The sequence below is a fragment of the Flavivirga abyssicola genome, from assembly GCF_030540775.2.
GTDB lineage: Bacteria > Bacteroidota > Bacteroidia > Flavobacteriales > Flavobacteriaceae > Flavivirga > Flavivirga abyssicola.
In genome coordinates this window covers 704,510-727,693 of the sequence record NZ_CP141266.1, presented here as the reverse complement: position 1 = coordinate 727,693, position 23,184 = coordinate 704,510, and the positions used below count along the sequence as shown (strand labels likewise).

Sequence of the window (23,184 nt, the reverse complement as noted above, 5' to 3'; positions counted from 1 at the left end):
ATGATCTATTTAAATGGTCTTTATTCTATAATTTTAAAGATAAACCTGTTGTAAATGTTTTTGATAATGGGTATTTAGCGACATCAAGTCCTTTTCCGCCAACTTCAGGATCCATTCCAGAATAATCAGTAATAGTAAATAGGTTTTCTGCAGATAAATATATACGCAAAGAAGACCCTTCTATAAATCGGTTCATTATTTTTACTGGGAGATTATAGCCTATAGTTACATTTTTTAACCTTAGGTAGGATGCATTTTCTAAGTACCAGCTGGAGTTTCTACCAAAGTTGTTGTTGTTATCACTTCTTGAAATTCTAGGGATATCCGTATTGGTGTTACTAGGTGTCCATGCGTTCAATACTCTGCTGTCTAGGTTATAGCCTTGTAAAGCTGCATTATAAGTGGTGTACTTATAGCCATTAAACGCTTTGGATCCGCTAACGCCTTGAAAAATCATATTCATATCAAAGCCTTTATAATCTAAATTAAAAGCAAAATTATATGTCAAATTTGGTTGATAACTTCCCATGTGTACTCTATCATCATCATCAATATCTCCGTCATTATCCGTATCCTGAAATTTAAAATCCCCAGGTACAGCATTAGGTTGAATTAAATTACCATCTTTAACATAAGCATCAATTTCTGCTTGATTTTGGAAGATTCCCAAATAAGGGATTAAGTAATTTGAAAATAATTCTTCTCCAATTTCAGATCTGAAGGGTCTTAAGACACCACCTCTGACCCAATGGTCATCACTGTTTCCAGGTAATACAAAATTGGATCCACTCTCACTATAACCATCTAAATTAACAACTTCATTGTTTAATAAAGCAAAAGCATTGGCACGAATACCATAATTAAGATCACCAATGTTATTTTTATAATTAATCGCAAATTCTAACCCTTGATTTAAAACTTCGCCACCATTTACCTGTGCTGGGTTTAGACCGATGTGTGGGTCTCTTGCTCCTGGTAAAAGCATATCCTTGGTTCTTTTTTCAAAATAGTCAACTACAAAAGATAAAGCGTTATTTAATAATGATGCATCCAGACCAAAATTAATAGACTCTGATGTTTCCCATGTTAAGTTTTTATTTGATTGTAATTCTTGAAAAAGAGACTTGTCATTTCGGGCGCCATCTTCTCCTATAATTTCATCTCCCGATCTTAATGGTACGTTAAATGAATACCAGTTTACTGAATTGATGTTTCCTATTTGACCCCAGGAAGCTCTGAATTTTAAATCATTTATAAGTTCGCTTTTAAAGAATGACTCATTAGAAATCTTCCACCCTAGGGTTGCTGAATAGAATACATCCGATTGATTATCTAAAAATAGCCTTGATGTTTCATCACGTCTAATACTACCGCTGGCAAAATATTTATTATTATAGTTATACATTAATCGACCTATAACTGATGTTAGGGCATCTTCATGTGCAGCCGATTGAGGGTTTCTTAAAACATTTGCATTTCCTAAATATTGATTGAAACTGTCTTCCGAACTAAACCCTTCTCCTCGTTGACTTAAAAACTCAAAATCTTTAAATTGAGAAGAATACACCGCTGTAAGATCTAAGTTGTGTTTTCCGAAAGCCTTTTTGTATATTAATTGGTTCTCCCAAATCCATCTGTTTGTAGTCGCATTACTTTGTGTTAATGAATTGGTAAGGTTTGTTCTACCTAATTCTGGTCTTATAGGTACAAATCTTTTACTTTTATCATGCGAAATAGAATATGTAAAGTTTGTTTTAAAGTTTAACCCATTAATGATTTCATAATCTAAATAGACATTGGCATTTATATAGGTAGAAGGTCTTTTATTTGTGGGAGCCAATAATAAAGCCATAGGATTGTAAACATCACCATATGCACCTGCAAAGTTAATAAGCTCAAAAGGTGCTACACCATGAAATAACCCTTCTTCGTCATAAACAGGAGCAGCAGATGGCATATAAATAGCATTGATAATAGTTCCTGAATAGCCATTTATAGTATTGGTACCAATAGCATTGCTTTGTGAAAAGTAAACATTTTCCCCAATGGTTAATCTTTTTGAAAGGTCAAAATCTGACTTTACTCTAAATGAGTAACGTTCAAAATCTGTTCCTTGTAGCACACCTTCTGTTGTGTTATAACTAAAAGATGTTAGATAGTTATATCCATCTCCGGCACCACTAACATTTGCATTTACATTTGTTGTTACTGCAGATCTAAAAATTTCATCTACCCAATTGGTTCTTGTTACTTGTCCCCATGGGTTTTGCGCAGCATCATGAGCAGACATTCTTGGAGCTCCAGCATTGTCAGTCGCTATATTGTAAACATCAGCTTGTTGCTCTGCATTCAAAGCAGTAGGTAAATTGGTCGCTTTTTTAAATCCAGTGTAGGTGTCAATAGCAATTCTGGGCTTTCCTATTTTTCCTTTTTTTGTTTCAATAACGATAACACCAGAACTGGCTAATGCACCGTAAATAGAAGCTGCTGCTGCATCTTTTAAAACAGAAACGGAAGCGATGTCATTTGGGTTTATAGCAGGGCCGTAATAAGGCACTCCATCAACAACTGTTAAGACACTTTCAGAACCAGGATTTATAGAGCCTAGTCCTCTAATGGATACTTTTCCAGCAGAAGTTGGGTCCCCACCGTTTTGTAATACAGTAACACCTGGTATATTCCCTTGTAAAAAATCGGATAGATTAGATACTGGTCTGCTAGATATCGTTTCAATATCTTCAACTTTAGAAATGGCAGAGGTAATATCTCCTTTTTTTGCAGATCCATAACCAATAAGAAGCACTTCATCTAAAGCACTTACCAATTCATCTAATTGTACATTAATCGTTGCATTGCCACTGTAGTTTAATGCTTTGGAAGCATAGCCTATAGCCGAAAAAGATACAACACCACTAGCTTCACTAATTTGTAAATTAAAGCCACCATCAAAATCTGTTGATACTCCTAAACTAGTTTGGTTGTTAGGAATTATGGTTACTCCAGGGATAGGCATTCCATCAATAGATGTTACCGTTCCCTTAATTGTTGTTTGCGCATAAGTATAGGACACAAACCCTAAACTTAATAGAAGCAAAAAGTACATTTTTTTTATCATGTTAAATTGTTTTTTTTGGTTTGTTCAAATGTATTTGATAGGGTGCCGATTAGGGGGCAAAATTATTTCAAGAGGAGGCACAAATCTTTCAAATTATGTGATAGAATATTTAAAAAAACAGCACTTTTATTACAGTAACATTATCATAACATTAGAGTAATCTGGTCTTAATAATTTTTTTCTGTTTGTTGCTCTTTAAAAGCTTTTGGACTTATGTTGAAGTGTTTTTTAAATAGACGTCCGAAATATTTGGGATTGTTATAACCACATTCAAAGCTAACCTCAGAAATGTTTAGATTTTTGGTCTTTAAAAGATAGCAGGCCTTTTCCAGTCTTAATTTAGTGATAACATCTGATGGGGATTGGTTTAGAGTTTCTTTAAATAAACGATAACATTTAATATTGGATATTTCCAGTAGTGTTATTAATTTTTCTACGTTAAACGAAGCATCATGCAAATGTTCTTTTACAATGTTTAGACTTTTTTTAATTAGCTTGTCATTAGGGGTTAATACTTCTTTCTTGTCTGTTAGAATCTGAAAAACTTCTTGCTGTAATGTATTATCACTTTTAGTATCTTTCTGTTTTATAAGAGTTTTTATCTTTTTGTTAATATATGTCTTACTTGCGGGTAATTGTATAACACTATCTATCCCTAATTCTACAGATTGTTCTTGTAACTCATAATTAATATCTTCAGAAATGTAAACTATAGGTGTTTTTCGTTGATTAGCTTGTGTTTTAAAGCTGTTTAATAATGAAATGAGCTTGTTAGAGAAAACAGTCTGATATAGAACTACAATATCAATGTCGATATTTTTAATAGCCGATAGAAAATCATTGATATTACTTTCAAAAAAGATATTATATTGATTATGATTCAATAATTGATTAACGATTTCAAAATCGTTTACATTTCCGTAGACAAGTATGGTGTTATCCTTTTCAAGAGAAGATTTATCATCAATATTGAGATGCTTCCAGGAAACAGCTTGTATAATTTCAACATCCGTATCCACTTTAATTGCAGGAATTGAAAATGATGTGTTAAAAAACTCTTGAATATGGTTGGATATATTCGCATCCAAATCATTAAGCAGCACTTTTACAGTTTTAAAATAGGGACTATAGTGTTGAATATTGTACCAATTGTTTTTTAAAGTACTGCTGTTAGATGTTATTTTAATATCTAATGTATCATTTTCATAATTAATGATAATTTGTAATGAACTTTCTGAATCGGAATATTTTATAATATCATGAAAGAAATATTGCATGAGTAGCTTAAACCTTAAAATATCAATTTCTACCCATGATATTTTTGAACTAATTTCGCAGTTAAAATTAATTTTAGAAGCCTGAAGTACCATTTTTATCTTTTCGATAAAGTATTTAACGATAGGTAATAAATTTATGGATGTTACTTTGTAGTCACCAATATCCTTAATGCGATCTAAATGGTGCCATTCAGAAATCAAATTAATTAGTTTTCCAGATTGATGAAGTAATGTATCCTTAATTTCGGGAGTATTTTGAATATCGTAAGCTGTTTTAATAATTTCTGTTATAGGCGTTCTAAACTCATTTAAAACAAAGGTTTTAAACTTTTCAATTTCAAAAGCTTCATCCTTTAAATCGTTATGAAGCTTTAAAAGCTTTTCTTTTTGTAATACGATTTCTTTATTTTTTTCATCCAACAGGTTGTTTTTAGTTAATAAAATTTCTTTTTGGTGTTCTATTTTTAATGTGCGCTTGGCAATAAGTTCTTCTAATTTTTTATTTTGAACCCTAATAGCTTTATTTCGTACATATACAATATAGCTGGACGCTAAAAGAATGGTAACGATTAGCAAGATGTAGAACCATACCATCTTATAAAAAGGCTTCAGTATTTTTAATGATAAAACCATTGAAGGTTCTAAGTCGTCTACGCCATTTTTTACCCAAAACTCATAATGGCCAGAAGGTAAGTTTTCATATGTTATATGTTGTGAAGGATCTAAAAGTTTCCATGCTTTATCAATATCATTAAGTTTATAAAATACTTTTGCATGTTTTGGATTAGGAAAAATGATAGGCTTAATTTTTACTTCTAGTTTGTTATTGGAATATCGTTTTTCTATAAAGTCTGAATATTTTTCATTGCCATCTATTATTAATTTTAAGAATGGATTATTTTTCTTAAAATTAATACTACTGGGTTTAAAGTAGTTTAAGCCATTGATGCCTCCAAAGAAGAGCATTCCTTTAGAATCTTGATAATATGCACCTTCTGAAAATTCTGTAGCTTGCCAACCTGCTTTTGGATTAATAGAAAACACAGAGAAATCTTTTTTATCTATCGTGCCAATGCCCTTAGAGGTACTTATCCAAATTTTATCGTTATTATCAATTATCCCAAACACCAAGTGGCTTGGTAAACCTTCTTTCTCGGTTATGTTTTTAATAATACCTCGGTTTTTATCATAAATACTCACACCTCCTAAAGAAGCAATCCAGTAAAACCCAGATTCCTGATCTTTATAAATAGAATAGATACTGTTGCCTAATAGCCCATGATTTGTAGTAATAGCTGTTCGTTTTCCTGTAGATAGATTTAATATAATAAGCCCATTATTTTCTGTTGCAATAAGCGCTTCATTATCTATTATTTTGACATCTCTTATATTAAATGATACTAAAGATTCCTGCCCTTTAAATACTTCGAAACGGTTTTTTTTGATATTAAATTTAGCCAAACCACCCCAGCAAGCAATCCATAATTGCTTATTTGTATCTTCATATATTGAATAGTTTCTATTGTTGGGCAATTCCGGGATGTTTTTCGAACTGTATAATGAATAGCTCCCCTGTTTTATGTGAATAAGTCCAGCATAACTTCCTGCCCATATAGTGCCATCTGATGCTGTAAAAAGTGTTCTAATACGATTCCAATCGGGTTGTGTTTTGGCTTCATTTATATGGAATTTAATAAAACATTTTGTTTTTGTACTATATGTGAAAAGCCCTGATGTGTAGTAGCCTAACCATAAATTTCCTTTTAAATCTTTCGTAATGGCGCGTAACGTTTCGTTTGGTAAATGAGGAAATTTTTTTGGGTGGGGAGTCACTGATGTTATTTGTTCTGAATTAGTATAAGCCATACTAATCCCGCCATCTTTGTGTCCCAGCCAAATATTTCCAAAAAGATCTTCGTGTAATTTTTCTATTTCATTACTTTTAAAGCTATAGTTTGAATATTGATCATATGTATAATGGTCTATTTGTTCATTGTTAATGTTTTCTGAATTATTAGGAATGATGTACAGACCATTTGTGCGTGTGGCGTACCAAATATTTCCAGATTTATCTTTAAGAATATCGTTTATAATTACATTTGGATATTTGTTTAAAAGAATGTCCTTAAGTGTTTTTTGATCTGACCGCTTAATATCTAAAGCTGTTGCTTCTTTAAAGGTCTTATCGATAAACTCATAATTTTTACTTGCTGTTTGAATACTAATATTTCCTTTTTTGGAAACCTCCATTCTTTTTACAGCTTCATCAAATTTGAAGTTTTGAAATTTATTATTTCCAATGTATTTGCTTACATGACCCCCACGAGTGAAAATCCATATAAAACCTGCGTTGTCCCTTTTTAATTTAACGATATAGTTGCCGGGGATTGAGGTGTTATCGTTAACGTCATGTTTATAAATTGTAAATTCGTAGCCATCATAATAGTTTAAACCATCCCAAGTGGCAATCCAAAGTCCCCCATCCGGGTCATTTTCAATATCTATCACCGAATTGTTGGACAGCCCAGAACTCGTTTCAAAACTTTCAAACTTAATATGTTGCGACCACCCGAATACACATGAAATGGATATAATAAATGAAATGAGGTTTTTTAGCATCTAGACTATTTTAACCTACAATAGTATCATTCTTGTTTTAACTTAATATGACTATAGGATTAAATTATAAGTAAGAAATGGCATAATATGCTCGATTTTTAGCATAAAAAAAAAGCCATGAATTTAATTCATGGCTTTAAGAATATTTTTGAAATGGTAAGCTATTTAACTCACAACTTCTTTAATACGTTTTATAGCTTCAATAATCTGTTCTTGAGATGCTGCATAAGAAATCCGTATACAATTCGGATTACCGAAAGCATCACCAGTTACAGTAGCAACTAATGCTTCTTCTAATAAATATAGAGAAAAATCTGTTGCGTTATTTATTGTTTTACCTCGTAATGTTTTTCCAAAGTAATAAGAAATATCTGGGAATACATAAAAGGCCCCTTCAGGAGTATTTGAATTAAACCCTTCAATGTCACCTAAAAGACCAAGTACTAAATCACGACGAATTTTAAATTCATCAATCATATACTTTACCTTACTTGGAGATGCATTAAGCGCAGTAATTACAGCTTGTTGGGCAATACAGTTGGCACCACTTGTAGTTTGACCTTGCATTTTATTACAAGCACGCGCTATTTTTTCTGTAGCACCAATAAACCCAATACGCCATCCCGTCATAGCAAATGCTTTTGAGACACCATTTACAGTAATAGTACGATCGTACATGTCGTCAAATTCAGCCATACTTGCATGTCCTTTTCCGTAGTTTATGTGCTCATATATTTCATCGGAAACAACATAAATATTTGGATATTTAACTAGGACATCTGCTAATGCTCTTAACTCTTCTTTGCTATATACAGATCCACTTGGATTACAAGGCGAGCTAAACCACATCATTTTAGTGTTTGGGGTTATGGCTGCTTCAAGCTGCTCAGGTGTTACTTTAAAATCAGTTTCAATAGATGTTTTAACCTCTACAGGAACCCCATCATTTAATTTTACAATATCAGAATAGCTAACCCAGTAAGGACAAGGTAAAAGAACTTCATCACCTTTGTTTAACATTACGGCAGCAATATTTGCTAAGCATTGTTTAGCACCTGTAGATACAACTATTTGAGGTAAGGTATATGTTAAGTTATTATCACGTTTAAATTTTGTAATAATAGCTTGTTTTAATTCTACATATCCATCAACAGGAGAGTATGAATTGTAATTGTCGTTTATAGCTTGAATCGCAGCATCTTTAATAAAATCTGGAGTATTAAAGTCTGGTTCTCCAAGGCTTAAGCCAATGATATCTTTTCCTTCACCTCTAAGTTCTCTTGCCTTTGCAGCCATAGCTAGAGTGGCAGATGTAGACATGTTTAAAATTCTATCTGATAATAAGTTCATTTTTTTATGTGTTGTTGTATGTAAAATGTGAATTTTAGGCTAAACTAGGTTTTCTTCCTAATACCTTTAATTGGTTGTAATGTTCAGAAATAGCTTTCCAAATAGTATCATATTCATTGTAAGGTAAGCTAAACTCTTTAGCTGTTTCTTTAACTATTTTCGCTATTCTGTTATAATGAATGTGACTAATTTGAGCAAATAAGTGATGCTCAACTTGTCGGTTTAACCCACCAGTATAGAATTCTACCAACCAACTTTTAGGAGAAAAATTTGAGGTTGTAAATAATTGATGAATGGCCCAGGTGTTTTTCATGTTACCGTTTTCGTCTGGTAAAGGCATGTCTGTATTAGGCATAACATGTGCTAATTGGAAAATAACACTTAAAATAATTCCAGCAGTATAATGCATAATAAAGAAGCCTATTAAAACTTGCCACCAGGTAAAGCCTAATGCTAATGGTAAAACAACCCAAATAGCATAATATATAATTTTACCAACAATTAATTTGGTCCACTGCGTTGCAGGATTAGGGAATTTACCGTAAGATAATTTCCTTTTTAAATACACAAATGTCTGTTTAAAATCTGTAGTAATGGCCCAATTTACAGTTAGTAAACCGTATAAAAAGAAAGCATAATACCTTTGGTATTTATGAATTTTAAGCCATTTTGTATGCTTGGAAAAGCGTATAATTCGACCAGCATCTATGTCCTCATCATGACCTTGAATGTTTGTATAAGTATGATGCAAAACATTGTGCTGTACTTTCCAATTATAATCATTTCCGGCTAAAATGTAGATGCTACTCCCCATTAATTTATTAACCCATTTCTTACTTGAAAAAGAGCCGTGATTTGCATCGTGCATAACATTCATGCCAACACCAGCCATACCTACTCCTACAACCATCATGCAAATAACTTGAACCCAGCTTGGTAAGTCCACTGTGAAAATTAATACCACAGGTACTATAAGTAATGAAAACATCACTATGGCTTTCGTGTATAGTTTCCAGTTTCCTGTGCGTTTTATATTATTCTCTTTAAAGTAATTGTTAACACGTTTATTAAGTGTTTTAAAAAACTTAGCAGAATCATTTCTTGAGAACGTTAATGCTTGTTTGCTCATGCTACTAATTTAAAATATAAATTATACCATTTCCAACTTAAATTTCCTCAATAAAAAAGTCTCTTTTTACTTAATACTTCAAAATAAAAGAAAGCCATAGCTAAGGCTATGCCTGACTTTTCTTTTTCGTCTAAAGCAAAAATCTTTCATTTTTCTTATGGACAAATTTAAATCAGAACAGGTATAAGGAATAAATTCCAATTGTTATATACCGTACAAAGATAAGTATAAACCAACTTAAGTAATAACGTTTTTTTGTAAAAATATGCACAGAAAAAGTATATTTTTGTTGAAAATTTAACACCTATGGAGCTAATTTTAAAATATTTCCCCGAGCTTACAGACGATCAGATTTCAAAGTTTGAAAAGTTAGAAACACTTTATCAGGATTGGAATTTAAAGATTAATGTGGTGTCTCGTAAAGATATTGATGAGCTTTATTTACGCCATGTTTTACACGCTTTGGCTATAGCAAAGGTTTTGAAGTTTAAAACTGATAGTAAAATCCTTGATGTTGGTACTGGCGGAGGGTTTCCAGGTGTCCCTTTGGCTATTTTGTTTCCTGAATGTTCTTTTCATTTGGTAGATAGCATTGCTAAAAAATTGAAAGTGGTTAATGAGGTTGTTGAAGGTTTGGGGTTGACTAATATAAAAACCACACATAGTCGTGTAGAAGATATTAAAGATACTTATGATTTTATTGTAAGTCGTGCAGTGGCAGCTATGCCGACTTTTGTGCATTGGGTTAAAGGAAAAATTACGAAACAACAAAATCACGACCTAAAAAACGGTATTTTATACTTAAAAGGCGGTGATTTAAGCGAAGAACTTCAGGATTATAAAACAGTAACTATTTATAATATAAGTGATTTTTATACAGAGGTTTTTTTTGAAACCAAGAAAGTGGTGCACTTGCCATTAAAATACAAAGGGTAGCCCCTGAACTATAATTTTAATATGGGATTCATATTATTATTAAAATAAAAATACTGATTTTGAAACCAATAGGTATTAGCAAATAAATCTATAGACTCTATGTCTTTTTCTGGAGATAGTATAGATTTTGCCTTTTGCAAATTCAATTTAGCATTAGGAATGTCTCCAATTTTGTAATAAGCTAATGACAGGCCAAGGAGTGCATCAAAATCTGTAGTATCAAATTTCAATGCTGTAGAAAAATCTGAAATGGCAGTATTAAATTTACCTAATAATAAATAAGATACCCCTCTATAAAAGTATGCATATGTATTATTTCTATTGATTCTTAATGCAGTAGACAGATCGGTGTTAGCTTTTTGGTAATAATTAATCTCCATATAAAATACGCCTCTGTTATAGAAGTTATGAGCACTTGGTTCTGCTATAATAGCTAAAGAATAATCTTTTAATGCTTTTTTGTATGCTTTCAAAGCTTTATGTGCAGCAGCTCTTAAAGTGTATGTTTTTGGCTGATTGGGAACCGCTTTTATAACCTTACTAAAATCTTTTATAGCGTCTTTATATTCTCCTAAATCGTATTTTACACAGCCAAGACTATACAAGGCATCAATGAAGGTGGAATCTAATTCAAAGGATTTGCTATAATCATTTTTGGCACCAACAAAATCTTTTAAACTGTATCTGGAATTTCCTCTATTATAATAAGTATCAGCATCAGGTTTTAGTACAATAATCTTAGAATAATCAACAATGGCACCATGATAATCTCCTAAATCATTTTTTGCAATACCACGATAGAAATAAGCATCTAAGTTTTTGGAATCTAATTCTAAAGCTTTGGTAAAGAGGTTTATTTTTTCATTTAAATCGGTTTCTCTTATAGCTTTTCTATAGAACTTATTGGCTTGAGAATATGTGAGTAACGGAATTAGACTTAATATTAAAATAATATATTTTTTCATATTCAATTTAGTCAACAAATAATATGCCGCTTTTTTAATAATAAATGTAATATAATTTTAAAAGAAAAGAGAATTTTTTTGTAAATGATTGCAATTTTTCACTGCAAAAAAAAATGACAAAAATCATTTTATGTAAGATTTTATTTGTTTTTAAATAATAAAATACTACATTTATCGGATAAATATGTCATTTCATCGATGAAATATCGGACTTAAATTTTAAGAAATGAAAAATATCCAAACTTGTAACTTGGCTATTATAAAGCTTAAACTTGTTATGTTATTTTGCTTGCTAAGTATTTTTAGTAATGCTCAGGTTATACAAGTTGAAATTATTGGTGGCTCCACAGTGACAGATGGCTCTACGGTTACCATCAATGCGGGGAATAGCCTTGATTTTAGAATTACAAACATAGAAGGTGGGAATTGTGATAATTTAAAAATCAAGGGTGTAGATATAGCAAATACCACAGATTTTAACATAGATCCTGGAGACCCTAAAAAAAACATTAAACCTTCAGGTTGTCCAGGTGGGAAAAAGGAGTTGGACTTCGAAATTGAAAACATAAGCCCTAATTGTACTACAACAAGTACATTGATTACCATTGAAATTAAAGACCAATCTGATTTTACATTTACATTACAGGTAAACTCCGCTCCAGAAATATTTGTTTTGGGTGGGACTCCTTATGCCGATATTTATCATGGAGATACAACAACCTCAGACACTAATGGCACTTATTTTGGTATTGTAGATGAAGGATCAGCTATTACCAGAAGGTATGCTATTTCTAATATTGGTAGTTGTGATTTAAATATAAGTTCACTAACTAGTTCTAATGTCGATTTTGTGACGTCTTCACCGTTTCCAATACCCTATGATATAGCCCCTTACGGAGGCATTGTTTTTGATGTCACCTTTACAGCTCCTGTTGGAGGGACTGGCGTGCAAAGTGCAACGATTAGCATAGCTAATAGCGATAATACAACATTTACTTTTGTGGTTGATTCGGAAATGTTTAATGAGAATATTCCTGGCCCGGGTGGGATTACAGCCGATTTCAGATTATGGTTAAAGTCAACAAGAGGAATTGTTGAATCAAGCTCCAAAGTTTCAGAATGGCATGATTTAGGAACCAATGGTAAAGATGCTATTCAACCAGTTGCAGTAAATCAACCCACTTATTTAGATACAGAAGCAGACAATATAAATTTCAATCCAGTTATTGAGTTTGAAAATAACGGAACCACTATTGAACAATATTTGTACAATACTACGAATGGTTTTTATAGTCAGGATATTTTTATTGTTATGATTCCAGATGCGACAATGACAAGTGCATCAACCAGGAACACTATTTTTGCAGGTATATCATCAGGAAGTGCAGGGGATATGACCGGTGTTGGATTTGGTGATTATTCAACCGAATTTACCAACGAAACCTTATCATATAATCAAGACATTCCAGGAGGATTAAGTTATAATGGAGAGGCAGAAATAAGTGCTTCGTATTCTAACGCAGGGATTATAAACGTAAGAAATAATGCAGCTTCTTCTCCAACAGGACAGGATATTTTATATAATTCTAATTTACTAACAACATCTTCTGTAAACGATATTGCTTTTGCAAATGTAGGAGCACCAGGACCTCCAATATTAGGTACAGAGTATTGGATTGGTAGAAATTTTGATGTACAAGGAAGTTTAAATGGTAGGATTGCAGAAATTTTTACGTTTGCAGAACGTGTAACAGATGCAGATAGACAAAAAATAGAGTCGTATTTAGCAATAAAATATGGTATTACTCTAGGAGGATCAACAGAAGCTCAGAAAGATTATATCAATTCATTTGATACCAAGGTATGGGATATCGTAGCGAATGCTGGTTATAATTATGATGTAGCAGGTATTGGTCGAGATTCTATATCCGATTTGAATCAAAAACAATCAAAAACATTAAATATATTAAATGATGTATGTATAGGTTTAGGGGGGCTTTTTTCTACTAATAGTGCAAATGCTAATGAATTTAAAGAAGATGGCGATTTTTTGGTATGGGGAAATAATAATGGGCCATTTACTGGTACTGATACAAATACCGTTACTATTGCTTCTGGAATTACAACATCTCTAACACGAATAGACAGAAAATGGAAAATTATAGAATCGAATGAAGATGTTAACGGAGATGTAGAAATCGTATATGTTTCTATTCCAACTGCGGCGTTTAGTGGTTTTTCTAAAACGGCAACTGAGGAATATGCTTTAATAGTTGCCGATGATCCGAATTTTGCAAATGCAGATATTATTGATGTGATTCCTTTGAGGTCGGACGGAGGTTCTAATCTTGAAACTTGGTACGATTTTGATGGAACCAAGTATTTTACCTTTGGAAAGGTGCCTAATTTGACAGAAAATCATTCGGTGAGTATTGCCTCTGGTGATTATTTAGTAGGCGAATTTAGCCTTAACTTAAGTGTGGATTCTTTTTCAATTTCTGCCTGGATAAAATGTGCTGCAAATGCCAGTAACAGAACAGTTATGGCAAAAGGAGAAAAATTGCAAATACGACTTAATACTTCTGGAAATATAGAAGTTTATATAGATGATGCAGTCACCCCAAAATTTACTTCTAATATGGATGTTGATGATGGGAAATGGCACCATACGGCTTTTATATATGATAGTGGAACTGTTTTGATGTATGTAGATGGTGTTTTGGATAAGTCTGTACAAGATGTAGTACACCCGTCTCCAAACTTTAATAATTACTCTATTGGAGCCGTTTATATTGATAAAAATAATGTGATTAATCCGCTTTTAGGGGATATTGATGAGGTATATGTGTGGGATTTGGCACTTTCTCAGGATCAAGTACGTTATTTGATGAATCAGGAGTTAGAACGATTTGATATTAGTGGTACGGATTATACTAGCGGTAAAATAGTGCCTCATGCAGCAGCAAGTAATGAGGTTGTATCCATATCATGGAGTCATTTAAGGGTCTATTATGATTTTAACTCCTTTTATGGATCGACTGTTGAAGGATTAACAGATGATCGTTTCTTTTTACGCTTAAAATATTTAAACAAAAATAAATCTATAGTAGGCACACAAAGTACGCCATTGCCTTATATTTCTGCTGCAGATGGCGCATGGGATACACCAGGAACTTGGAGCAATAATGTAGATCAAGTCCTGCCAAACTCTTTAAGTCTGGATGGTTCAACAGTGATAGACTGGAACATTGTTGAAACATCTCATAATATTACTTCGGGAGATAGGGATATTTCTCTTTTAGGGTTGATACAAACCGCAGGAACTATAACTATTGCAGACCCTGGTGAGGCTCAAAATGAAACAAATTCAGGACAAGGGTTAACCATTTCTCACTATTTGGAATTAGATGGCGTTATAGATTTAGTAGGAGAGTCCCAATTAGTACAAACGGAAGGCAGTATTATTGATGCAGACAGTGGTGGCTACATAGAACGAGATCAACAAGGAACGGCCAATGGGTTTAATTATAATTATTGGTCATCTTCGGTAGGTCCTATTGCAGGTAATACGGTAACAAGAGGAACAGGTGTGTCTAGCACCAATAGTAATCATACCATCTCAGGTGTTTTGAATGATGGAACGAATTCCGGAATTTATCAAGACCTTTTATATACTTCGTCACCTAATGGAAGTGGTACCATACCACCACCGGGCTCTCCAAGAACGATCAGTAATTATTGGTTGTATAAATTCTATGGTCCAGAGGACGATTATGGTGCTTGGGAAAAGATAGATGAGACATCATCCTTGCTTCCAGGGGAAGGATTTACAATGAAAGGAACCTCGGGAGCAGTTTCACTTTCACTACAACAAAATTATGTATTTGAAGGCTTGCCTAATAATGGTGACATTACTTTAGAATTGAATAAAATATCAGGAACAGATGATGTAGAACGTTTAATAGGAAACCCGTACCCATCTGCTATAGATGCTACCGAATTTATTTTAGATAATTTAGGTGTCGCAGATGGCGGTAATAATAATACGGGAACTGTTATTAATGGCGCATTGTATTTTTGGGATCATTTTGGAGAAGAAAACTCGCATAATTTACGAGATTATGTCGGAGGTTATGCTACACGAAATTTAACAGGAGGTGCAGCAGCTATCTCTAACGATGCCCGAATCAATAACAATTTATCTACAGGAACTAAAGTTCCGGGACAATACATTCCAGTAAATCAAGGCTTCTTTGTGTCAACAAAAATTGATGGGTTTAACAATGATAATGATCCTGCTACACCAATAGCGACCGTAGATGGAGGGGATATTGTATTTAAGAATAGTCAACGAGCGTTTGTTACGGAAGCATCGAGTAGCACCTCGGTATTTTTAAAGCCTTCAAGAACTAAGGGAGATAGTACTGTAAACAAAAATAATGAAGATGCCGCTCCAACTATCCGATTAATGTATGATTCCCCCTTAGGCTATCACAGGCAAATTGTTTTGGGTTTCAATGTTAATGCCTCTGATGAATTTGATTTGGGATACGATGCCTTTATGGTTGATGTCAATGAAGAGGATATGTATTGGGATTTCAATGGCAATAAGTTTGTAATACAGGGGGTTAATAATTTTGATATAACAAAAGAATTTTCATTGGGTTTAATTGTTAAAGAATCAGGGTTGGCAAATATTAAGGTGGATGCTATTGAAAATTTAGATTCAGATGTTTCTCTTTATATTAATGATAAGCTAACAGGTGAGATTTATAAAATTAATAATTCTCCATTTGAAATTTATTTAGATGCTGGTGAGTATAAAGATAGGTTCCAATTGGTTTTTCAAGAAAACGATTCAAATCAGTTATTATCTACAGATGATATTCAAGAGAATGCTTATGGACTGATTGTTTACCATGATTCGAAAACTTCTGAAATAAAAATAGTTAATAAAGATAACGTATATGTCTCAAGTATATCATTATATAATATGCTTGGTCAGAACATAAAAACTTTAAACCTGAAAACAAATAAAGAATACCTATCCATGCCAGTGATTGGAAATCACGGAACATATATTATTAGGTTGCATACGGAAAAAGGTACTACCAACAAAAAGGTTGTGCTGGAATAGTAATGCGTTAATTTATCAAGTATAATGGGTTAGTTTTTAGAAAATAATAAATCCGATTTCTTTTTCTGTAAATAACTTTTTTCAAATTTATTAGTGACCATATTTATAGCATAATCAATATGTTTAATGGCTTTTTCGAGATTATTTGTGGCATAATAGTAATCCGATAAAGTACCATGATATAAGTAAGCCCTTTGAACAAAATCTTCAGGTTTAATTTGATCAAGATATTTTTTAGAAGTTTCGTAGTCTTTATTTTGTAGGCAAACAACAGCCATTGTTAGCAGATGAATAGGCATGGGTTGAATAGCATGAAGACATTCGTACCAATGAAGTATTTTGCCCCAATTAGTATCTTCAAAACGGCGTGCACGTAAATGTTCGACAGCAATAGCAGCTTCGTAGTGATAACAAGAGAATGTTGATGTGTCAACAGCTTTATTCATCATTTTATTACCTAAGTTTATTAAAGGAAAATGCCACTGACTTCTATCTTGGGTTTTTAAATCTAGAAGTTCATCATCAGCATTGGTTTTGGTTTCAATACGAGCCGAATGAAAACACATTAAAGCAAACAAGGCATAAACCTCAGGAGTGCGTGTGTGTTTATTTTTAAGAAGCATTTTACACAAGCGCATGGCTTCTCCGCACAATTCTTTTCTAATAAGTGTATCTTTTCTATTAGAATGAAATCCCTCATTAAAAATAAGGTATAACACTTCCATAACACTTTCCAATCGTTGAGGTAATGAGGGGCCTTGTGGGATTTGGAATTTTAATTGGGATTGTTGTATAGATTTACGAGCACGAGTAAGCCTTTTTTTTATACTATCTTCTTTAGTTAGTAAAGCAGAAGCTATTTCTTTAATACTGAATCCGGAAACCGTTTTTAAAGCAAAAGAAATACGGTCTCTGGGGTCTAATTTGGGATGACAAGCCGTAAAAATCATACGAAGCTGTGAGTCTTCAATTTCAGTGTCTAAGAAAAGCTCGTTTATAGCTATGGCATTGGTGCCATGAATAATGTTTGGAAGGTGTTTTTTTTCAGTATTTAATTTTCTGAAAATATCTAAAATTCTATTTTTAGCGGCTTGGGTTAGCCATGCTTCGGGGTTGTCAGGTTGTTTTGTACGCCAAGATATACTTGCTTTAATAAACGTGTCCTGAACCGCATCTTCAATGATTTCAAGATTTGAAAGTCCAAAAATCCGAGTTAAAACAGAGACCATTTTCCCGCTATGGTAGCGGAATAAATGGTCTATAAGTTTTTTTTCCATTAGCGATCAAATACCATGATTTCACGAATTTCAACAGTACCTCCAAGATCATAATCAGGATAATCTTCAGCGATTTTTTGAACGGCATCAAAATCGGTAGTTTCAACGATATAATAGCCCCCAACAATTTCTTTAACTTCTGCCGAAGTAAGATCAGTTACCGTTCTGTTTGCTCCAACAACACGGCGGATCGCTGGAGTTAAAGCATTCCCGCCTCGAAGAATACCCGCTTTTTCCATTTTGTCATTCCATGAAAACCATTTGCCCATTCTGTTTTGAAGTTCTTCTGGAGATAAACCAAGATCGGTGTAATCTGCACCAATGAAAATCATCATAAATTCTTTCATAATTATAATATTTTTAATATTTATATACTTAAGACGTTTGCTAAATTAGAAAAGGGGACATTATTTTCAAATTTAACAAAATTCCTGCGAAGGCAGGAATCTCCTGTTTAAGCTTAACGTAACTAATGTAAGTTGATTCAATCCTTAAAAGTGTTGAGAATAAAATAATTGCTTTTTCATTAATCGACTTAAAATTCAGTTAGTTTTTTTAATTTATTTTCATACCCCCAAACTTGTCCGTGTTTTGGATTTCCAGCGTTAGTCAGTCTATCCACATAAAAAACTTGATTTTTATTTCCTGTTAATATTTTTTTCACTTCCGTTTTTAATTGTTCGTATTCATGATAAAGTCCGATTGGGTGATTTCCCCACGCAATGATTACGTTTTTATTCTTTTGGCAAAACTTGTTTAAAGCCCAAATGTTTTCTTGGTTAACTATCGTTTCTTTAAATTCTTTGAGCCCGTTCGAGTCGGTCAAATAATTTGGTATTAGGTTTAGGATTGTAATTTGCCCCACATTTTCCAATTCCGAGTATTTTTCTCGGTTTCTATAAATATAATTAGAGACGTTAAAAACCGTTTTGTCCGAAATCAGTTTGTCCGCTCGACTCGGGTTTTTGAGTATGATAGTAATTCCTCCTGACTTGTTTTTGTCAATTACCAAATTCAACCAATATCGCTTTCCGTTTTCGCTTTTTAATTCCACTTTTGTTACAAAATCGGGATATTTATATGTCGGTTTTTTCATTTCAGCACTAATTTTTGGGAATTACACGCAACGACATGATATAAAATCGTTTTAATATTTTATATCAGACGTTAAACGAATTTAGATAATTTTTCTTACAAATGTAACAATCTCTATTATAAAAGGTCATAAAACAAAAAAGAGGCTATCTTAGCTTCTAGACAGCCTCTTTTGTAAATATAAGTTTCTCGATTATGAGATTCCTGTCTTACTGAAACAAGTCCAGCGCAAGTCGCAGGAATTTTACTCACCCAAAAACGGATAACGATAATCCGTAGGGGTTACAAACGTTTCTTTTATCATTCTAGGAGATACCCAACGTAATAAGTTTTGCGCACTACCTGCTTTATCGTTAGTTCCAGAAGCTCTGGCACCACCAAAAGGTTGTTGTCCAACAACAGCACCCGTTGGTTTGTCATTAATATAGAAGTTTCCAGCAGCGTTTTGTAAGGCTTCAGTTGCTTGTGTTACTGCATATCTATCAGTAGATAATATAGCACCAGTTAAAGCATATTCACTGGTTTCATCTACTAATTTTAAAGTTTCCGCGTAAGCGTCATCTTCGTATACATAAATAGTAATTACAGGACCAAATAGCTCAGTACACATGGTGGTATATTTAGGATTTGTAGTTACAATAACGGTAGGTTCTATAAAATATCCTTTGCTTTTATCGTAATGCCCTCCAACAATAATTTCGGCATCGCTATCAGCTTTCGCCTGATCAATATATTTTGCTAATTTATCAAAAGAACCTTCATGTATCACAGCAGTAATAAAGTTACTCATGTCTTCTGGAGATCCCATTTTAAAAGACTTTACATCTTCTATAACCATGTTTTTTACATCACCCCATAAGCTTTGTGGAATATAGGCTCTTGAAGCAGCGCTACATTTTTGTCCTTGGAATTCAAAAGCACCACGCACTATCGCAGTAGCTACTTGTTTTGCTTTAGCAGATTTATGAGCAACGATAAAATCTTTACCACCAGTTTCTCCAACAATTCTAGGGTATGTTTTATAGTTGTGGATGTTATTCCCTATTTGTTTCCAAAGTTCTTTAAAAATAAAGGTAGAACCCGTAAAGTGTAGGCCAGAAAAGTCCGGACTAGCCATAACGGTATTCGTTATCATTACAGGATCACCAAAAACAACATTGATAACACCAGGAGGAACACCAGCTTCTTCAAAAACATCCATAATCACTTTAGCAGAATATACTTGGCTATCACTAGGTTTCCAAACAACAACGTTACCCATCAATGCCATACATGCAGGTAAATTTCCAGCAATAGCAGTAAAGTTAAAAGGTGTTACAGCATAAGTAAATCCTTCAAGAGGTCTGTACTCAATTCGATTCCAAGCGTCACTTGTACTTTCTGGTTGCTCCATGTAAATGTCAGTCATAAACTGTACATTAAAACGTAAGAAATCGATAAACTCACATGCAGCGTCAATTTCTGCCTGATGAATTGTTTTAGATTGTGCAATCATGGTTGCAGCATTAATCTTTGCTCTGTAAGGACCAGCAATTAATTCGGCTGCTTTTAAGAAAATCCCGGCACGTTGTTCCCATGGCATTTGAGACCAGTTCTTTCTTGCTTCTAAGGCTGTAGAAATAGCGGCATCAATATGTGATTTTTCAGCTAGATGATACGTCCCAACAACGTGTTTATGGTCATGTGGAGGTGACATGGTTCTGGTATTACCAGTTTCTATGTCTTTTCCGTTTATATATAATGGAACGTCAATTTGACTATTAAACATTTCTTTATATGCTTTTAGTACCGCTTCCCGTTCTGGAGATCCAGGAGCGTAACTTTTTACAGGTTCGTTAATGGCTACAGGTACGTTGAAAAAGCCTTTTCCCATGGTTTTTGTATTTTTTGTTATTGAATTTTCATTAAATGAGGTGCAAATTTACGAATAATTTAATGACTTCAATGACTAACAATGTTTAAAAAGGAGTTAAAATTTGTTTATTTTTTGTAAGTTGCCTAACCGTATTTAGACTACAGATTTTATGTGTACAGTAACAATTATTCCGAAGGCTGGTAATGGATTTGTTTTAACTTCCAATAGAGATGAAGCACCAGATAGAATATCTATCGAGCCAGATTTTTATATGACTCATGGTGTTAAAACATTATTTCCTAAAGATAAAGTGGCTGGAGGTACATGGATTGGTTTGAGCGAAAAAAACAGAGTAGTTTGTGTATTGAACGGCGGGTTTAAATTACACGAACGTAAATCGAGTTATAGAAAGAGTAGAGGTGTGGTTGCAAAAGACTTTATGATCTCTGATGACATAGAAGCTACAATTGAAACTTATGACCTTAGAGATATAGAACCATTCACTATAATTATTGCAGATTGGAGTACTACTTTGAAATTTTATGAATTAGTTTGGGATGGAGAGAATAAGTATTTTAAGAAATTACCAAACGAGCCAAAAATTTGGTCGTCTTCCACATTGTATACGGATGAGATGAAGAGAGAAAGGTTAAGCTGGTTTGAGTCATTTATAAATGATAATGAATTAGATGCTGTTTCTTTATTGAAATTTCATAAAACAGCAGGAGGGGATAATGACGATTTTGGAGTTATAATGAATCGTGGGTTTGTTAAGACAACTAGTGTTACACAGGTAGTAAAAGAAACCGATTCCGTAACGATGCGATATGAGAGTCTCCATAATAAAACAATTACAACTAAAACATTGAATCTTCCAGAAGTTGTAAATGGATAACACAGGTATTATTTTAACGTTAGCGTATCCAGATACTATTGTTATGGTTTCTGAGGAATGGTTCTCGCCTTATTTAAGATTTCTAGGTGTAGGTAAAAAGAATTATTTGAGGGCAGGTCATGCTGCTTTAGTATTGATTGATAAAAAAACAGGTGTTTTAGAATATCATGATTTTGGACGTTACATCACATCAGAGCCCAACGGACGAGTCCGAGGAAGAGATACGGATAATGAATTGGATTTTCCAATTAAGGCGGAGATTGAAAATGATACCATTAAAAACTTAAACGATATTTTAGAGTTTTTAGGAACCCATCCTAAATTAACCCACGGAGACGGTAAGCTGGTAGCATCAGTTTGTAATACCGTTGATTATAAAAAAGCACGAACGCATATTACTAAAATGCAAAAGCGTGGGTTTATCTATTATGCAGCTTTTAAGAAGCGGGCATGCAATTGCGCACGTTTTGTGACAGATAGTTTAATAGCTTCAGTTACCGATTTGGATATTAAAAAGAAGTTAAAGAACTCTAAATGGTTTACGCCTAGTACTGTTGGTAACGTCCTTTTGGCAAATACGGAAAACCATGCTTTTGAAGTTTCAGAAACAGGCCATATTTCAGAGTTTAAAGGCTCTCAAAAGAGTGAAAATATTCGTTGTTTTTTAGATAAATTAAAAGATCATAAACCGTCTTTTATTGGGACTTTAGAGCCTAGGCTTGTTGAAGGGGTGCATGAAAAAGCGCAATGGCTCTCTGGCATTGCTGCTGGAGCCTGGTTTGAATTACATCAAACCGATAATAATTTTGAATATCGGTTTAGGCGTATTTCTCCTTATGGCAATGTAGACGTCGATGCTGTTTTTGCTGTTGAAGATGATTCATTTGATTATGATTTAGGGTTTGAATTTGTGCATTACTCTAATTGTCAATTCTTTCATGTGAAGCAAGGAGAAAAGATTTTTAGGTTTTCTTAGGGGCGTTTAATCTGTTCCGTCTTCCCTCGATTTAAGTTATGAGTTATTGATTAATACTGTCGTTCCTCTCTCACTATGAAATGACAGGACTGTACAATGTTCTTAGGTAAAAAGAAATCAAATTATCTAGTTTATTGCAAAAGGCGCACTTAGCTTAAAAGTAGGGATGGTTACCTGAAACTTTTTTGTAGTTGTAAAGTTTACCATATTATAATGCCCTTGCATGGCACCAAAAGGAGAGGTTAGCAAACATCCAGAAGTATAAGTATGAGACTCGCCTGGTTTCAGTACTGGCTTTTTTCCAATAACACCTTCACCAGAAACTATTTCTATATTATTTAAAGCATCTAAAATTTCCCAATGGCGAGCGTTAAGCTGTACGGAATCTTTACTTTGGTTTTCAATAGTTACGGTGTATCCAAAAGCATACTGCATTTTATAATTTTTATAAAATGAGCCTTCAAAAGTGGTGACCACCGATATTTTTATGCCTCTTGTTATTTGTTGAACCATGTTAACTATTAGTATACAAAGTGTTTAATGGGCGCTAAAATAGTA

14 protein-coding genes are annotated in these 23,184 nt (G+C 33.4%); 4 read left to right on the top strand and 10 right to left on the bottom strand.

Annotated elements, in window-relative coordinates; all coding sequences use genetic code 11:
• Positions 1 to 25 precede the first annotated feature (25 nt).
• From Q4Q34_RS02820 to Q4Q34_RS02805, 4 genes are all read right to left on the bottom strand, one after another.
• Positions 26 to 3,115 carry a SusC/RagA family TonB-linked outer membrane protein gene (locus Q4Q34_RS02820; RefSeq protein WP_303317060.1) on the bottom strand — a complete coding sequence of 1,030 codons (3,090 nt, stop codon included), beginning with the start codon at positions 3,113 to 3,115 and terminating at the stop codon, positions 26 to 28.
• A 167-nt stretch (positions 3,116 to 3,282) separates the two neighbouring features.
• A complete protein-coding gene (locus Q4Q34_RS02815) occupies positions 3,283 to 7,011 on the bottom strand; it encodes a two-component regulator propeller domain-containing protein (RefSeq protein WP_303317061.1) in 3,729 nt (1,242 codons plus the stop codon).
• A 165-nt stretch (positions 7,012 to 7,176) separates the two neighbouring features.
• Complete coding sequence (locus Q4Q34_RS02810) at positions 7,177 to 8,361, bottom strand: pyridoxal phosphate-dependent aminotransferase (RefSeq protein ID WP_303317062.1); 1,185 nt, start codon at positions 8,359 to 8,361, stop codon at positions 7,177 to 7,179.
• A 34-nt stretch (positions 8,362 to 8,395) separates the two neighbouring features.
• The gene (locus Q4Q34_RS02805) at positions 8,396 to 9,490 is read right to left on the bottom strand and encodes a fatty acid desaturase family protein (RefSeq protein WP_303317063.1); all 1,095 of its coding nucleotides are present in this window, start codon (positions 9,488 to 9,490) and stop codon (positions 8,396 to 8,398) included.
• Positions 9,491 to 9,796: 306 nt separating this feature from the next.
• On the opposite strand from Q4Q34_RS02805, the gene rsmG reads away from it, so the two are divergent.
• A complete protein-coding gene (gene rsmG, locus Q4Q34_RS02800; protein ID WP_303317064.1) occupies positions 9,797 to 10,426 on the top strand; it encodes a 16S rRNA (guanine(527)-N(7))-methyltransferase RsmG in 630 nt (209 codons plus the stop codon).
• An 8-nt stretch (positions 10,427 to 10,434) separates the two neighbouring features.
• On the opposite strand, the gene Q4Q34_RS02795 is transcribed toward rsmG, so the two are convergent.
• Positions 10,435 to 11,391: a tetratricopeptide repeat protein gene (locus Q4Q34_RS02795; RefSeq protein WP_303317065.1), complete on the bottom strand. Its 957-nt coding sequence runs from the start codon at positions 11,389 to 11,391 to the stop codon at positions 10,435 to 10,437.
• Between the two features lie 226 nt (positions 11,392 to 11,617).
• Here Q4Q34_RS02795 and Q4Q34_RS02790 point away from each other — a divergent pair, with 226 nt between their 5' ends.
• A complete protein-coding gene (locus tag Q4Q34_RS02790; protein ID WP_303317066.1) occupies positions 11,618 to 16,528 on the top strand; it encodes a LamG-like jellyroll fold domain-containing protein in 4,911 nt (1,636 codons plus the stop codon).
• A 29-nt stretch (positions 16,529 to 16,557) separates the two neighbouring features.
• On the opposite strand, the gene Q4Q34_RS02785 is transcribed toward Q4Q34_RS02790, so the two are convergent.
• From Q4Q34_RS02785 to pruA, 4 genes are all read right to left on the bottom strand, one after another.
• Positions 16,558 to 17,805: an RNA polymerase sigma factor gene (locus tag Q4Q34_RS02785; protein WP_303317067.1), complete on the bottom strand. Its 1,248-nt coding sequence runs from the start codon at positions 17,803 to 17,805 to the stop codon at positions 16,558 to 16,560.
• A complete protein-coding gene (locus tag Q4Q34_RS02780; RefSeq protein WP_303317068.1) occupies positions 17,805 to 18,152 on the bottom strand; it encodes a YciI family protein in 348 nt (115 codons plus the stop codon). Before Q4Q34_RS02780 ends, Q4Q34_RS02785 begins: the two co-directional genes overlap by 1 nt.
• A 188-nt stretch (positions 18,153 to 18,340) precedes the next feature.
• Entirely contained in the window at positions 18,341 to 18,901 is a 561-nt protein-coding gene (locus Q4Q34_RS02775) for a DUF1643 domain-containing protein (protein ID WP_303317069.1), read from the bottom strand.
• A 243-nt stretch (positions 18,902 to 19,144) separates the two neighbouring features.
• Positions 19,145 to 20,773, bottom strand: coding sequence for an L-glutamate gamma-semialdehyde dehydrogenase (pruA, locus tag Q4Q34_RS02770; protein ID WP_303317070.1), 1,629 nt, complete (start codon positions 20,771 to 20,773; stop codon positions 19,145 to 19,147).
• Positions 20,774 to 20,924: 151 nt separating this feature from the next.
• Here pruA and Q4Q34_RS02765 point away from each other — a divergent pair, with 151 nt between their 5' ends.
• Together Q4Q34_RS02765 and Q4Q34_RS02760 are read left to right on the top strand one after the other, a co-directional pair.
• Positions 20,925 to 21,650, top strand: a complete 726-nt coding sequence (locus tag Q4Q34_RS02765; RefSeq protein WP_303317071.1) for an NRDE family protein — start codon at positions 20,925 to 20,927, stop codon at positions 21,648 to 21,650.
• Entirely contained in the window at positions 21,643 to 22,626 is a 984-nt protein-coding gene (locus Q4Q34_RS02760; protein ID WP_303317072.1) for a DUF6695 family protein, read from the top strand. The genes Q4Q34_RS02765 and Q4Q34_RS02760 overlap by 8 nt, the downstream gene beginning before the upstream one ends.
• 126 nt (positions 22,627 to 22,752) lie before the next feature.
• On the opposite strand, the gene apaG is transcribed toward Q4Q34_RS02760, so the two are convergent.
• Complete coding sequence (gene apaG / locus Q4Q34_RS02755; protein WP_303317073.1) at positions 22,753 to 23,139, bottom strand: Co2+/Mg2+ efflux protein ApaG; 387 nt, start codon at positions 23,137 to 23,139, stop codon at positions 22,753 to 22,755.
• Positions 23,140 to 23,184: the final 45 nt, after the last annotated feature.

Bases quoted from the DNA above. Each gene is read 5' to 3' on its own strand.
- Q4Q34_RS02820 (WP_303317060.1), bottom strand. From the start codon at position 3,115: ATGATAAAAAAAATGTACTTTTTGCTTCTATTAAGTTTAGGGTTTGTG.
- Q4Q34_RS02815 (WP_303317061.1), bottom strand. From the start codon at position 7,011: ATGCTAAAAAACCTCATTTCATTTATTATATCCATTTCATGTGTATTC.
- Q4Q34_RS02810 (WP_303317062.1), bottom strand. From the start codon at position 8,361: ATGAACTTATTATCAGATAGAATTTTAAACATGTCTACATCTGCCACT.
- Q4Q34_RS02805 (WP_303317063.1), bottom strand. From the start codon at position 9,490: ATGAGCAAACAAGCATTAACGTTCTCAAGAAATGATTCTGCTAAGTTT.
- rsmG (WP_303317064.1), top strand. From the start codon at position 9,797: ATGGAGCTAATTTTAAAATATTTCCCCGAGCTTACAGACGATCAGATT.
- Q4Q34_RS02795 (WP_303317065.1), bottom strand. From the start codon at position 11,391: ATGAAAAAATATATTATTTTAATATTAAGTCTAATTCCGTTACTCACA.
- Q4Q34_RS02790 (WP_303317066.1), top strand. From the start codon at position 11,618: ATGAAAAATATCCAAACTTGTAACTTGGCTATTATAAAGCTTAAACTT.
- Q4Q34_RS02785 (WP_303317067.1), bottom strand. From the start codon at position 17,805: ATGGAAAAAAAACTTATAGACCATTTATTCCGCTACCATAGCGGGAAA.
- Q4Q34_RS02780 (WP_303317068.1), bottom strand. From the start codon at position 18,152: ATGAAAGAATTTATGATGATTTTCATTGGTGCAGATTACACCGATCTT.
- Q4Q34_RS02775 (WP_303317069.1), bottom strand. From the start codon at position 18,901: ATGAAAAAACCGACATATAAATATCCCGATTTTGTAACAAAAGTGGAA.
- pruA (WP_303317070.1), bottom strand. From the start codon at position 20,773: ATGGGAAAAGGCTTTTTCAACGTACCTGTAGCCATTAACGAACCTGTA.
- Q4Q34_RS02765 (WP_303317071.1), top strand. From the start codon at position 20,925: ATGTGTACAGTAACAATTATTCCGAAGGCTGGTAATGGATTTGTTTTA.
- Q4Q34_RS02760 (WP_303317072.1), top strand. From the start codon at position 21,643: ATGGATAACACAGGTATTATTTTAACGTTAGCGTATCCAGATACTATT.
- apaG (WP_303317073.1), bottom strand. From the start codon at position 23,139: ATGGTTCAACAAATAACAAGAGGCATAAAAATATCGGTGGTCACCACT.